The sequence below is a fragment of the Streptomyces caatingaensis genome (genome assembly GCF_001187435.1).
In the GTDB taxonomy this organism is placed as follows: domain Bacteria; phylum Actinomycetota; class Actinomycetes; order Streptomycetales; family Streptomycetaceae; genus Streptomyces; species Streptomyces caatingaensis.
Genome location: NZ_LFXA01000017.1, coordinates 444365 through 456781, shown reverse-complemented (window position 1 = coordinate 456781; position 12417 = coordinate 444365). Strand labels below are relative to the sequence as shown.

Sequence of the window (12417 nt, the reverse complement as noted above, 5' to 3'; positions counted from 1 at the left end):
CCCGGCCGTCCGCGGCCGGTACGGCCGGCGGCCGCTCAGCCGTGCCCGGCGGGCCGGTCCGGGCCGGGCACGGCGGTGTCACCGGCGCCGTCGGGCCCGGCCCCGTGCTCGTCGGGTTCGCGCTGGAGCAGCCGGGTGAGGACGGCGATCTGGTCGGCGTAGTAGTGGAGGAACTCGGGCGAGCGGGGGTCGGTGCCGCAGACGCCCTCGATGACGTGCGGCAGCGTCGTCGTGGCCATCGCCGCCGCCATCAGCATGATCGTCAGGCAGGCGGGGTCCACCTCGGCCGGCAGGCGGCCGGCGTCCTGGAGGGCCCGGATGCCGTCGATGTCGCCCTGGATCCGCTCCGAGCGGGGGGCGCGGTCGGGGTCGGTCTCGGGGCCGGCGTACTCCAGGCCGCTCCACGCCAACAGGCGTACGCCGTCGGGGTTGTTGAGCGCCTCCAGCGCGTAGCGGCGGATCTGCTCGGGCAACGGCGTGCCGGGCGTCATGAGTTCGCGCTGCCGCTCGCGCCAGCGCTCCGACATGGCCTGGTAGAGGCCCTCTTTGCCGTCGAAGTAGTACGAGATCAGCTGCTGGTTGACCCCCGCCCGGGCCGCGATCGCGGCGATGCGGGCCCCCGCGTAGCCGTAGGCGGCGAACTCGGTCGCGGCGGCGTCGAGGATGAGCCTGCGTGTGCGCTCCGGATCACGCTGCCGCTCCTGCGGCTTGGGAGACCTGCGGGGCTTCGACGGGGACACGCTGTGACTATACACAACGATCCGCCGTTCCAAGTGTTCGCCTGCCTCAATCAAGTATTTGGTTGACAGTGCGGTCGTTGCGCTTGATTATTGCGTCGTCGGAGAGCGCGGGGGGCGGACAGGGCCGGGAAAGGGGCGTCGTGGAGAGAAGCCCGCTCAGGTGGTGGGCGCTCGCGGTGATGGTCGTGGCCGTCCTCATGGACATGGTCGACAACCAGATCGTCACGGTGGCGCTGCCGACCATCAGGCACCGGCTCGGGGCCGGCGAGGCGTCGCTCCAGTGGATCTCCGCCGGGTACGCGCTGGGGTTCGGGGTCACCCTGATCACCGGCGGCCGGCTCGGCGACCGCTACGGCCGCAAGCGGCTGTTCCTGTGGGGCATGGCGGGCTTCACGGCCGCGTCCCTGGTGGCCGGGCTCGCCCCCGGCGTGGGCGTCCTGATCGCGGCGCGGGTGGCGCAGGGGGTCGGCTCCGGGCTGATGGTCCCGCAGGTCCTCTCGTTCGTCCAGGCCGAGTTCGACGAGGACGAACGGCCGAGGGCGATGGCCTGCTACGCGGCCGCCTTCCCCCTCGGGGGGCTGGCCGGCCCGCTGCTGGGCGGCCTGCTCACCCAGGCCGACGTGCTGGGCTCCGGCTGGCGGGCCATCTTCCTCGTCAATCTGCCCGTCGGGGTGGCGGCGGCGGCCGGCGCCCTGCTGACCCTGCCGGCGCGGCCGCCCGGCCCGGCCCGGCGGGTCGACCCGGGCGGGCTCGTCCTGCTGACCGCCGCGCTGTTCGCCCTCTTCTACCCCCTGGTGCAGGGGCGCGAGCTGGGCTGGCCGTGGTGGTCGGCCGCCCTGATGGCGGCGGCCGTCCCGCTGGCCGCGCTCTTCGCCCGCCAGCAGCGCGCCCACGCGCGGCGCGGCGGCGAGCCGCTGATCCCCCCGGAACTCCTGCGCTGCCGCGGCCTGGTGGCGGGCCAGGCCGTCACCTTCGCCGTCAACACGGCGGTCGGGGTGTTCTTCGTCATCTCCCTGCACATGCAACTGGGGCTCGGCTGGTCGCCGTTGCGGGCCGCCCTGACGTTCCTCCCCACGACGCTGGGCATCGTGGTGGGCAACGCGGTGGCGCTGCGGGCGGCGCCGCGCGCCAAGCGGCCGCTGACCGTCGCCGCGATCGTGACGCTGGTGGCGAGCCTGGGGGCGATGGCGGCGTTGATCGCGTGGCGCGGCAACGCGCTGACCCCGTGGGCCCTGCTGGCGCCCGCGCTGGGCTTCGGCCTCGGGAACGGGGCCTCGCTCAACTCGCTGATGACGCTGTCGCTGTCGGAGGTCGGGCCGCGGCACGCGGGCGCCGCGTCGGGCGTGGTGACCACGACCGTCCAGCTCGCCACCGCGACCGGGATCGCCCTGTTCGGCACGGTCTTCTTCAGCCGGCTGGACAGCGGCTTCCCGGCGGCCACCGCGCAGACGACCGCGGTGAGCACGGGGGTTCTGGCCGTGGCGCTCGCGCTGACGGCCGCGTTGCCGCGGGCCCGGCCCGCGGACGACTCGTCGGTCAGGGAAAACGGAACCATGACAGGAGTGTCTGAACGATGACCGAGAACGACCGCACCACCTCCGTCCTCGTCGTGGGGGGAGGCATCACCGGGCTGTCCACCGCCCTGTTCCTCGCCCGGCAGGGAGTCCGGGCGACCGTGGTGGAACGGCACCCGTCGATCGCGATGCTGCCGCAGGCCCGGGCGTTCAACCCGCGCTCGCTGGAGATCTACCGCTCGCTGCGCATGGAGGAGGAGATCCGCAACCACACCTCCATGCTCGCCGCGTTCCCGGAGATGATCGGCGCGGACACCCTCGCGGGCGAGGAGCGCTTCCGCATCGACCTGCTCGCCCACGGCCGGCCCCCCGGGAGCCTCAGCCCCACCGACTGGGCGATGATCGACCAGGACGAACTGGAGCGCGTCGTACGCGCCGAGGCCGAACACTCCGGCGCCGACGTACGGTTCGGCACCGAACTGGTCGATTTCGGCACGGACGCGGACGGCGTCACCGCCACCGTGCGCGGTCCCGGCGGCGAGGCGCGGATCCGCGCGGACTGGCTGGTCGCCGCGGACGGCCACCGCGCGGGCGTCCGCCACCGGCTCGGCATCGGCACGGACGGGCCCGGAGTGCTCTTCCACAGCGTCTACTTCATCTTCGAGGCCGACCTCAAGTCCGTGCTGCGCGACCGCAGGTTCCTGCTCGCCTACGTCGACCGGCCCGTGCAGGGCACGGCCCTGGTGCCGCTGCGGGAGTTCGGCCGGTGGATGCTGGGGGTGCCCTTCCGCCCGGACCGCGGGGAGAGCCCCGAGGACTTCACCGAGGAGCGCTGCGCCGAACTGGCCCGCCAGGCCACGGGGATCGACGACCTGGAGCTCACCCTCGTGCCGCCCGTCACCGGCTGGAGCCGGAAGATCTCCCACAGCGCCGTGGGCGGCTGGGTCGCCCGGCGGTACCGCTCCGGGCGGGTGTTCTTCGCCGGCGACGCGGCCCACGTCGTCCCGCCCTCGGGCTCGTACGGCGCCAACACCTGCATCGCCGACGCCCACAACCTGGCCTGGAAGCTCGCGGCCGTGGTCAACGGCCAGGCGGGTGAGGCACTTCTCGACACCTACCACGAGGAACGCCGCCCGGTCGCCCGGGTCACCCTGGACCACACGATGCGGCTGCTGGAGAACCGGCACCAGGGAACCGCCGAGGACCTGGAGAGCATCGACGACATCGCCATGATCTTCGGCTACCGGTACGCGTCGGCGGCCGTCCTCGGCGGGGCCCCCGCCACGGACACCCCGGTGGTGGACCCCCGCACGGCCGGGGGGCGCCCCGGGCTGCGCGCCCCGCACGTCTGGCTGGACCGGTCCGGCACCCGGCTGTCCACCCTCGACCTGTTCACCGACGGCTTCACCCTGCTCGCCGGCCGGGACGGCACCGAGTGGACGGAGGCGGCCGCGGCGGCGACGTCCCTCGGCGTCAAGGTGACCGCCCACCGCGTCGGCGGCGAACTCCAGGACCACGACGACGCGTTCGCCGCCGCCTACGGCATCGGCGCCGCGGGCGCCGTCCTCGTCCGGCCCGACGGCTTCGTCGCCTGGCGCGCCGAGGACCGCTCCCCGGAGCCCGGGCGGGAGCTGGAGCGGGCGCTGGCCCGGATCCTCGCCCGTCCCTGACGGGCTTCCGGCCCCGCGAGCGGGCCCCCGCTGCCCCGCACCGTCGTGCGGCAGTGGAGGCCCGCTTTTCGCGTGGGGCGCGTGTGCGAGGCGGAATCGACCTGTCCTCGAGGCCCCGCTCCCATACTGACGTCGGTGCCGGCACCGGGGAATTCCCGGTGCCGCATTCCACTTTCTCCGCCTTTTTCAAATAAATTGATAATTCCGGAGCAACCGGCAGGACGATTCAGCGAGCCTTGAAAGTCCCGGGGTCGAGGGATAATCTTGGGCAGCTCTGCAACACCGTTGAGTATGGGGGATGTTGCATGGAATTCCGAGTTCTCGGGCCATTGGAAATCCTCGATGGTACGCACAACATCGCGCCGACCGCACCCAAGCCCCGTCAGGTGATAGCCCTTCTGCTCATGCGGAGAAACTCTCTGGTGCAGACGTCCGAACTCATCGACGAGTTATGGGAGGAAAACCCTCCCGCCAGCGCCATGACCACCCTCCAGACCTACATCTACAAACTCCGGAAAATCCTCGTGGCGCACGGCACCGAGGCGTGTATACGCACCCGGCCGGGGGGCTATGTGCTCACCGTGCCGGACTCCCGGGTCGATCTCCACGCATTCGAGGACGAGGCGCTGAAGGGAAAGGCCCTCCTGGAGAACAAGGATCCCCTGCGGGCGGCCGACACGCTGCGCCGCGCGCTGGACCGGTGGCGCGGCTCCGCACTGGTGGACGTCGTGTCCGGCGCACTCCTCTCCTCCTACATCACCAGACTCGAGGAATTCCGCGGGCGCACCCTCGATCTGCGCATCGAGGCGGATCTGCAACTGGGCCGCCACCAGGAGCTCGTCAGCGAACTCAAGTCGCTCGTCCTCAGCCGGCCGCTGCACGAACACGTCCACGCCTCGCTGATGATCGCGCTGCACCGCTCCGGCCGGCGCCACGAGGCGCTGGAGGTCTACCAGGAGCTGCGGCGCAGCATGATCGACAATCTGGGCCTCGAACCGGGCCAGCGGCTGAAGGCGCTCCACCAGGCGCTGCTGTCGGAGGAGCCGGTGGGCCCGCCGTACGAGCGGCAGCAGACCGTCGTGGCGGCCGCCGACGGCAGGGAGGCGGCGCCGCCCCGCACCGTGTCGGCCCGCATCCCGGTGCCCGCCCAACTCCCCCCGGACCTCTGCGACTTCACGGGGCGCGCGGCGCTCGTCGGCCGGGCCCCGCTCGCGCTGGCCCCGCGGGGCGCGGGCCCGTCCTGTCCGACCGCGACCCCGGTGGCCGTGATCACGGGCATGCCGGGGGTGGGCAAGACCGCGCTGGCGGTGCACATGGCACACACGGTCCGCCCGCACTTCGAGGACGGGCAGCTGTACGCGGACCTGCGCGGTTCCACCGGGGCCGGCCGGGACCCGGCGGACGTCCTGCACGGCTTCCTGCGCGCCCTCGGCCTGGCCGAGTCGCAGGTGCCCGAGGACCTGGAGGAGCGCTGCAAGCTCTTCCGCTCGACGACGGTCGGCCGCAAGCTGCTGGTGGTGCTGGACGATGCGGCGTCCCTGGCGGACGCCCGGCTCCTGCTCCCCGGGGGCCCGCGGTGCGCGGTCATCCTCACCAGCCGCCGCCGGCTCTACGGGCCCGGCGGCGCCTGGCACATCAGCCTCGACGCCATGGAGCCCGCCGAGGGCCGGGAGCTCCTCGCCCGCATCGTCGGCGCGGCGCGGGTCGGCCGGGAACCCGCCGCCGCCACCCGGCTGGTGGAAGTGGTCGGCGCGCTGCCGCTGGCCGTGCGCTGCATCGGCGGGCGGCTCGGCAGGAGCCCGGGGCTGTCCCTGACGACGCTGGTCGAGCAGTTGATCCGGTCCAGCCGGCTGCTGGACGAGCTCCGGCTCGGCGAGCTCGACGTGCGGTCCCTGTACGACTCCAGCTACGACCGGCTCAACCGGGTGGAGCGGAGCGTCTTCCGGCTGCTGAGCCTGCTCCCCCACAAGGAGTTCGCCACCGAGGAGGTGGTGGAGCTCCTGGGCAGCGACAGCAGGACGGTGGAGCGGTTCCTCCAGCGCTACGTGGACCGGCATCTGATCGGGATCGTCCCGGCGGAGAACGAGACGGTGCACTACACCTTCCCCGGGCTGACCCGGGTCTACGCCCGTGAGCGGCTGGTCAGGATGCTCGCCGGGCACGACGGGGACGGCGCCGGCGACCTGCTGCAGCCGGCCCTCGCCGCCGCGGACGACCGTCTGGAGTGGGTGGAGAACACCGGCTGAGGCCGTCCGGGCCGGTCGTACGGCCGTCCCACCAGGGGCCGACGCCGCCCGCCGCCTCCGGCGGGAGCGGCAGGCAGGCGGACAGGTTCGTCCCGACGGCGGCCAGCGCGACCAGCACCGTCCGCGCGGCGGACCGCCACCACGCACGGCTCCGCCCGCCGTGGTGGCGTCCCGCCGGTGTCCGCGGCGCGCACATCCCCTACCCCCGGGCCGCCGGGTACGCGGCCGTCACGCGGTACACGCCGAACGGCCGCTCCAGGGACAGGTCCCGGTACGGGCGCAGCGGTGCCGTCTGGTCCCGGTGCGCGGCGCCCCGCTCCCACGCGCGGAAGGCGGCGACGTCCCGCCAGGAGCTGACCACGACGAATCCGCGGGGGTCGTGCACCGAGCGCAGCAGTTCGTTGCCGAGCAGCCCGGGGACGCCGGCGAGGCGTGAACTCGCCTCGTGGTAGGCCGACTCGATGCCGGGGACGTCGTCCGTGACGTGGTGGAGCATCACCCGCAGTCCGCCGCTCACCCCGCCGCCTCCCACTGCTCGTGCGTACGGCCGGCCCCGGCGGCGCCCGGCAGGTGGGCGACCACGCGCATGGTGGTCATGGAGCCCGCCGAGCGGTACGGGTGCAGCGCCTGACGGTGTTTCAGGTGACGCCGGCTGGTCTCGAAGCGGCGGAAGCCGGTCTCGTCCGTCCAGTCGCTGACGATGTAGTAGTCGCCGTCCTCGCCGTGCGCCAGCCACTGGCCGAGGTTGGCCGGGTGCGAGGTGACCGCGTCCCCGATCTCCCGCCACACGCGCTCGAACTCGCCCTCCAGACCCGCCTTGATCCGCATCCTGAGCACGACCCGGAACGGGCCCGCCGCGCCGCTCACGAGATCCCCCCGTCGACGGGGAGGACCGCGCCGGTCACGTAGCGGGACAGGTCGCTGGCCAGCCACAGCACGGCGCCGGCGACCTCCTCGGGGGTGCCGAGCCGGCCCAGCGACGTCTTGCCGGCGTAGCGTTCGACCATGGCGCGCCGCTGGTCGTCCGGGAGCGCGTCGACCGCCTCGGTGTGGATCATGCCGAGGGAGAGCACGTTGAAGCGGACGCCCCGGCCGCCGAACTCCCGGGCCAGCGTGCGGTTCAGCCCGTGCAGGGCGGCCTTGGTGGCGGTGTAGTGCGCGCGCAGCGGTATGCCGACCTCGACGGACTTCGAGCTGACGCTCACCACCGAAGCGCCCTCGCCCAGCAGCGGAAGCGCTCCCTGGACGACCAGGTGGGCGGCGGTGAGGTTGGTGGCGAGCGTGCGCTGCCAGTCCTCCGGCGGCAGTTCGCCGTACGGTACGTGGCTGATGACGGCGGCGTTGTTGACGATCAGGTCGAGCCGGCCGAGGCGTGTGCGGCACTCGTCGAGGAGGCCGGTGATCTGCCCCGGGTCGGCCAGGTCGGCGCGCAGGACGTGGTGGTGGCCGCCGGTGTCCTTGAGTTCGCGTTCGAGCGAGGCGGCGGCCTCGGTGTCCTGCCGGTAGCAGGTGACGACGTCGACGCCGTGGCGGGCGAGGGCGAGGACGATGCCCCGGCCGACGCCCCGCGTGCCGCCGGTCACCAGTGCCTTCCTGCCTTCCAGGTCGAGGTTCATCCGCGGTTTCCTCTCTTCGTAACGGACGGTTTCCTGTGCGTCCCGCTCACAACGACAGCCCGACGGCGACGCAGTTGGCGACCAGGGCGTGCGCGGACAGCAGCGTCCTGACGCGGTTCCACCGGCCCCAGTGCCGGCGGGGGTCGCGCTCGGCGAAGTCGCCGGGCAGGTGGTCCGGGTCGAGCGAGCGCACCCACTTGTTGACCGGGACGTTCTTCGTGAGCGAGACGGCGACCGTGCAGAGGGCCAGCAGCGCCGCGGCGAGGAACAGCGCGCGGACGGCGGGTCCGTGGCCGGTCGCCCCGAGCACCGCGTCCCCCAGCAGCGTCACCAGCAGGCACACCGGCATGAACGGGTCGTAGCGGGTGGCGAAGAACGCGTGCGCGTGGACGTACCGGTCGGGCGGCAGGCCGCGCAGCAGGGGCCAGCCGCCGAGCTGGGTGCCGGCCAGGACGCCGGCGGCGAGGCCGTTGGCCAGCACCACGAGCGGGACGAGCACCTCACGCACGGCGCCCGCTCCGGGCCGCCGCCTCGACCTTCTCCTTGATCAGGCGCATCTGCACGGCGGTGTTGCGGTCGAGCCGCTGCCGCATCGCCGCGTCGTCGACCGGTGCCTCCGGCTTCATCTCGAAGTCCTGCACCCACCGCATCCGGACGCCCCGTTCGGTGGGGAGGTACTCCCAGAAGATCCACATGTATTTGAACGGCCCGGTCTCCACGCGCTGGGACCGCACCGTGCCGGTGGCCTCGTCCGGGGTCCGCGCGGAGACCCAGCTCCACACGGTGCCCTTCTCGTCCGGGTGCAGCGCGAGCCGGAAGACGACGGTGCCGTCCTTCTCGGACAGGACGGTCGCCTCGGAGTACTCGCTGAACAGCCGCGGCCAGGACGGGATGTCGTTGGTCATCGACCAGACCAGCTCGTACGGGGCGTCGATGACGATCGCGTTGTCCGTGTGGCCCGCCATCTCAGGCCCTCGCCTTCGCGAGCAGGGCGTTGACGTAGGCGACCGCCGCGGCCGGCGTCGGCATCTCCGCGACGGCGTCGTCGGCGACGGACACCCCGTAGCGCCGCTCCAGCCGGCCGCAGAGCTCCAGGATCGCCAGCGAGTCGAGGCCCAGCTCGGCGAACGGCGCGTCGGCGCGCTCGCCGCCCAGCTCGACCGGCTCGTCGGTGCCGGAGGCGGCCGAGAGGATCTCCTCCAGGTCGGACAGGGTGAACTCGTTCATCCGCTTCCTCCTCGTGTTCCGCTTGGTGCGCGGTGCTGATGCACGCTGCCGGCCGGCGCGCGGTGCCAGCGGGGCCGTCGCAGGACGAGCGCCGCGTTGAACCCCCCGTGTCCCCGGGCCACGACGAGCGCCGTCCGCAGGTCGGCGTCGCGGGGCCGGGCGGTCACCAGGTCGATCTCGCAGCCCGGCGCCGGCCGTTCGGGGCCGGCGGTGTGCGGGATGACGCCGTCCCGCAGGGCCAGCAGCGCGGTCGCCACGTCGAGCGCCGCGCCGCCGCCGTAGAGCCGGCCCGTCAGCGTCTTCGGCGCGGTGACGGGCACCGCCCGGGGGCCGAAGACGGCGGCGAGCGCCCGCGCCTCGGCCAGGTCCCGCGCGGGCAGTCCGGCGGCGTCGGCGAACACCACGTCCACGTCGGCCGGTTGGAGACCGGCGTCGGCCAGGGCCCGTTCGATCGTGCGGCGCAGCGCCGGCGGGCGGGGGGAGCCGGGCGGCGGGTCGAAGCCGGCGGCGTAGCCGGCGACGGTCCCGTAGCCCTCCCCGGCGCCGCGGTCGCGGGCGGCCGCGGCGCTCTCGACGATCAGCAGGGCCCCGCCCTCGCCGGGCAGGTGGCCGGAGGCCGCGGCGTCGAACGGCAGGTAGGCGCGGGCCGGGTCGTCGACGGTGGACAGCCCGCCGGCGGTGAGCTGGGCGGCCAGTCCGTAGGGGCACAGCGAGGCGTCCGTGCCGCCGCTGACGACCAGCCGGGCCCCGAGCCGGACGAGCCTGCGGGCCTGTCCGAGCACGTCGAGCCCGCCCGCCTGCTCGCAGCACAGCACGCCGCACGGTCCGCGCATGCCGTGCCGGATGGAGATCTGGCCGGTGGTGGCGGCGTAGAACCACGCGATCGACTGGTAGGCCCCCACCCAGGACGGGCCGTTGCGGTAGAGCCGCGTCATCTCGTGCTGCCCGAACTCCGTCCCGCCCGAGGAGCCGGCGGTGACCACCGCCATCTCGTACTCGGGGAGCTCCGCCGGGTCCACGCCGGCGTCGGCGAGGGCCGACGCGGCGGCGGCCAGGCCGAGGTGGGTCCAGTGGTCGGTCTGCGGGATCAGCCGGGCGGGCAGGTGCTCCTTCGCCGAGAAGCCGGGCACCTGTCCGGCGTACCGGACGGGGTACGGCGTCGGGTCGAAGCGGTCGATCCGGCGGATCCCGGACTTGCCCGCCAGCACCGCCTGCCAGTGCGCCTCCGTGCCGATCCCCGTGGGCGCGCACACGCCGATGCCGGTCACGACGGGACCGGCGGCCGCCTCTCGCGCGGTCATCCGCGTCCTCCGCGCGCCCCGGGCCGGGCGAGCAGCATCGCCGTCTGGAAGCCGCCGAAGCCGCTGCCCACGGTGAGCACGACGTCCATGGCGTGCTCGCGGGCGGTGCGCGGGACGTAGTCGAGGTCGCACTCGGGGTCGGCGTGGCGCAGGTTCGCCGTCGGCGGCACGACCTGCCGTTCGAGGGCGAGCGCGCAGGCGGCGGTCTCCAACGAGCCGATGGCGCCCAGCGAGTGGCCGATCATCGACTTGATGGAGCTGACCGGGATCTCGTGGGCGCGCCGTCCCAGGGCGCGTTTGAACGCGGCCGTCTCGTGCCGGTCGTTCTGCTTGGTGCCGGAGCCGTGGGCGTTGACGTAGTCCACGTCGTCCGGGCCGAGCCGGGCCCGGTCCAGCGCCACGCGGACGGCCTCGGCCATCTCCCGCCCGTCGGGCTTGAGTCCGGTCATGTGGAAGGCGTTGCTGCGGCCGGCGAAGCCGACGATGTGCGCGTAGCCGGGCGCGCCGCGCCGCCGGGCGGCCGCGGTCTCCTCCAGGACGAGGACGGCGGCGCCCTCGCCGAGGACGAAGCCGTCGCGGCGGGCGTCGAAGGGCCGGGAGGCGTGTTCCGCGTCGTCGTTGTTGGGCGAGGTCGCGCGGATCGCGTCGAAGCAGGCCGAGGTGATCGGTGACAGCGGGGCCTCCGTCGCCCCGGCGATCACGATGTCGGCGGAGCCCTCCTCGATGAGCGCGGCGCCGTGGCCGACCGCGTCCAGCCCGGAGGTGCACCCGGTGGAGACCAGCGCCACCGGGCCCTCGGCGGCCACCTCGCGGGCGACCTCGACGGCGAGGGTGCTGGGCACCATGTAGCCGTACAGGTGGGGCACGCCCAGGGTGTGGTCGACGAGCCAGCGGCGGCCCTCGTCGGCGAGCACCGCGTACTCCTGCTCCAGGCCCGTGGTGCAGCCGACGGCGCTGCCGATGCTCACGGCGAGGCGTTCCGGGTCGGCGCCGGCGAGATCGAGGCCGCTGTCGGCCACCGCCTCGCGGGCGGCGACCACGGCGAACTGGGCGGCCCGGTCCATCCGCCGGATCTGCGGGGCGGTGAGGCCGGCCGCCCGGGGGTCGAAGTCGACCTCGGCCGCGATCCGCGAGCGGAAGGCGGCGGGGTCGAAGAGGGTGATGCGGCGGGTGGCCGTCCTGCCCTCGGTGAGCAGCTCCCAGAAGGCCTCGCGGCCGAGGCCGCCGGGGGCCACGACGCCGATGCCGGTGATGGCGGCCGTCCTGCTCATGGGCTGCCCCCTCCGACGGCCGGGCCCGGCAGGCCGGGCCGGGGCGGCGGCTCGGTGTCGACGTGGCCGAGCTCGGGGCGGGGCGCCAGCGGGGAGAGGTGGAAGACGGCCCGGGCCCGCGTGGTGCCGGTGTTCACCAGCCGGTGGCGCAGGCCGGTGGGGACGAGCAGCGAGTCGCCCGGCCCGAGCGGGACCGGCTCGCCGTCCACCGTCATCTCCAGCTCGCCGGCGACGACGTGGACGAACTCCTCGGAGTAGGGGTGGTAGTGCTCGGTCACGGCCTCGCCGGGCTCCAGGTACAGGAAGCCCCCGAAGCCGGAGGCGGCCCCGACGGTGCGGGGGCTCAGCGTGACCCTGATGTCGCCGCCCCGGCGGCGGTTGGGCGCCGCGTCGGCGACGTTGACCTTCGGCGCGCGCGCTCCTTCCCCGGTGGCGGAGGTCATCGCACCCGGCCCTCCTCGGCCGTCCAGGTGTAGAAGGGCGACGCCATCGCGTCCTTGGGCTCCCGCCAGTCGGGGTCGTAGGGCAGCACGAGGTCCGCGAGCTTGGTGTTGATGTCCCGGTAGAGGGGGTGGCTGCGGGCCCGGTAGAGGTCGGGGGCGATGTCCTGGTCCGCCTCGACGAGGTGGAAGTACAGGTCGTGGAAGGTGAACAGCGTCCGCCGGGAGACGCCGACCATGTGCGGCAGGTCGGTGGCGTCGGACTCGGCGAAGACCTCCGCGATCCGCCCGGGGTCCCCGGTCCTGAGCTTCGCGACGATCAGGGTTCGGTGCACGGTCTCTCCTTCGGCGCGTGGGATCGAACGGGCCCGCCCATGCTGGGGGCCGGCGGT

Annotated in this window: 14 protein-coding genes and 1 pseudogene; 4 read left to right on the top strand and 11 right to left on the bottom strand. The window is 73.9% G+C overall.

The window, feature by feature from the left end:
- Positions 1-35 precede the first annotated feature (35 nt).
- Positions 36-740: a TetR/AcrR family transcriptional regulator gene (locus AC230_RS24440; protein WP_078871541.1), complete on the bottom strand. Its 705-nt coding sequence runs from the start codon at positions 738-740 to the stop codon at positions 36-38.
- A 140-nt stretch (positions 741-880) separates the two neighbouring features.
- On the opposite strand from AC230_RS24440, the gene AC230_RS24435 reads away from it, so the two are divergent.
- The 4 genes and pseudogenes from AC230_RS24435 (at position 881) to AC230_RS24425 (ending at position 6170) form a co-directional block, all read left to right on the top strand.
- On the top strand, positions 881-2317 hold the full coding sequence (locus tag AC230_RS24435; protein WP_157868649.1) for an MFS transporter: 1437 nt from the start codon (positions 881-883) through the stop codon (positions 2315-2317).
- Positions 2314-3399 (top strand): annotated as a pseudogene (locus AC230_RS24430) (FAD-dependent oxidoreductase); the annotation flags it as partial. The gene AC230_RS24435 and the pseudogene AC230_RS24430, both read left to right, overlap by 4 nt.
- 18 nt (positions 3400-3417) lie before the next feature.
- On the top strand, positions 3418-3924 hold the full coding sequence (locus AC230_RS34750; protein ID WP_422125639.1) for an aromatic-ring hydroxylase C-terminal domain-containing protein: 507 nt from the start codon (positions 3418-3420) through the stop codon (positions 3922-3924).
- A gap of 305 nt (positions 3925-4229) precedes the next feature.
- Entirely contained in the window at positions 4230-6170 is a 1941-nt protein-coding gene (locus tag AC230_RS24425; RefSeq protein WP_078871540.1) for an AfsR/SARP family transcriptional regulator, read from the top strand.
- A gap of 199 nt (positions 6171-6369) precedes the next feature.
- Here the strand turns inward: AC230_RS24425 and AC230_RS24420 are convergent, their stop codons facing one another.
- The 10 genes from AC230_RS24420 to AC230_RS24375 are packed head-to-tail and all read right to left on the bottom strand — an operon-like array spanning position 6370 to position 12360.
- Complete coding sequence (locus AC230_RS24420) at positions 6370-6687, bottom strand: antibiotic biosynthesis monooxygenase family protein (protein ID WP_049718878.1); 318 nt, start codon at positions 6685-6687, stop codon at positions 6370-6372.
- Positions 6684-7037, bottom strand: a complete 354-nt coding sequence (locus AC230_RS24415; RefSeq protein ID WP_277816930.1) for an antibiotic biosynthesis monooxygenase family protein — start codon at positions 7035-7037, stop codon at positions 6684-6686. The genes AC230_RS24420 and AC230_RS24415 overlap by 4 nt, the downstream gene beginning before the upstream one ends.
- Positions 7034-7786 (bottom strand): SDR family NAD(P)-dependent oxidoreductase, encoded by a 753-nt coding sequence (locus tag AC230_RS24410; RefSeq protein WP_049718471.1) that lies wholly within the window; start codon positions 7784-7786, stop codon positions 7034-7036. Before AC230_RS24410 ends, AC230_RS24415 begins: the two co-directional genes overlap by 4 nt.
- A 46-nt stretch (positions 7787-7832) precedes the next feature.
- Positions 7833-8294: an anthrone oxygenase family protein gene (locus tag AC230_RS24405; protein ID WP_049718470.1), complete on the bottom strand. Its 462-nt coding sequence runs from the start codon at positions 8292-8294 to the stop codon at positions 7833-7835.
- On the bottom strand, positions 8287-8751 hold the full coding sequence (locus AC230_RS24400; RefSeq protein ID WP_049718469.1) for an SRPBCC family protein: 465 nt from the start codon (positions 8749-8751) through the stop codon (positions 8287-8289). The genes AC230_RS24405 and AC230_RS24400 overlap by 8 nt, the downstream gene beginning before the upstream one ends.
- A 1-nt stretch (position 8752) precedes the next feature.
- The gene (locus AC230_RS24395; RefSeq protein WP_049718468.1) at positions 8753-9013 is read right to left on the bottom strand and encodes an acyl carrier protein; all 261 of its coding nucleotides are present in this window, start codon (positions 9011-9013) and stop codon (positions 8753-8755) included.
- Entirely contained in the window at positions 9010-10314 is a 1305-nt protein-coding gene (locus AC230_RS24390; RefSeq protein WP_078871539.1) for a ketosynthase chain-length factor, read from the bottom strand. Before AC230_RS24390 ends, AC230_RS24395 begins: the two co-directional genes overlap by 4 nt.
- The gene (locus AC230_RS24385; protein ID WP_049718467.1) at positions 10311-11585 is read right to left on the bottom strand and encodes a beta-ketoacyl-[acyl-carrier-protein] synthase family protein; all 1275 of its coding nucleotides are present in this window, start codon (positions 11583-11585) and stop codon (positions 10311-10313) included. The genes AC230_RS24390 and AC230_RS24385 overlap by 4 nt, the downstream gene beginning before the upstream one ends.
- A complete protein-coding gene (locus AC230_RS24380) occupies positions 11582-12028 on the bottom strand; it encodes a cupin domain-containing protein (protein WP_049718466.1) in 447 nt (148 codons plus the stop codon). The genes AC230_RS24385 and AC230_RS24380 overlap by 4 nt, the downstream gene beginning before the upstream one ends.
- Positions 12025-12360 (bottom strand): TcmI family type II polyketide cyclase, encoded by a 336-nt coding sequence (locus tag AC230_RS24375; RefSeq protein ID WP_049718465.1) that lies wholly within the window; start codon positions 12358-12360, stop codon positions 12025-12027. The genes AC230_RS24380 and AC230_RS24375 overlap by 4 nt, the downstream gene beginning before the upstream one ends.
- Positions 12361-12417 lie beyond the last annotated feature (57 nt).

Bases quoted from the DNA above. Each gene is read 5' to 3' on its own strand.
- AC230_RS24425 (WP_078871540.1), top strand. From the start codon at position 4,230: ATGGAATTCCGAGTTCTCGGGCCATTGGAAATCCTCGATGGTACGCAC.
- AC230_RS24390 (WP_078871539.1), bottom strand. From the start codon at position 10,314: ATGACCGCGCGAGAGGCGGCCGCCGGTCCCGTCGTGACCGGCATCGGC.
- AC230_RS24410 (WP_049718471.1), bottom strand. From the start codon at position 7,786: ATGAACCTCGACCTGGAAGGCAGGAAGGCACTGGTGACCGGCGGCACG.
- AC230_RS24380 (WP_049718466.1), bottom strand. From the start codon at position 12,028: ATGACCTCCGCCACCGGGGAAGGAGCGCGCGCGCCGAAGGTCAACGTC.
- AC230_RS24385 (WP_049718467.1), bottom strand. From the start codon at position 11,585: ATGAGCAGGACGGCCGCCATCACCGGCATCGGCGTCGTGGCCCCCGGC.
- AC230_RS24395 (WP_049718468.1), bottom strand. From the start codon at position 9,013: ATGAACGAGTTCACCCTGTCCGACCTGGAGGAGATCCTCTCGGCCGCC.
- AC230_RS24400 (WP_049718469.1), bottom strand. From the start codon at position 8,751: ATGGCGGGCCACACGGACAACGCGATCGTCATCGACGCCCCGTACGAG.
- AC230_RS34750 (WP_422125639.1), top strand. From the start codon at position 3,418: ATGCGGCTGCTGGAGAACCGGCACCAGGGAACCGCCGAGGACCTGGAG.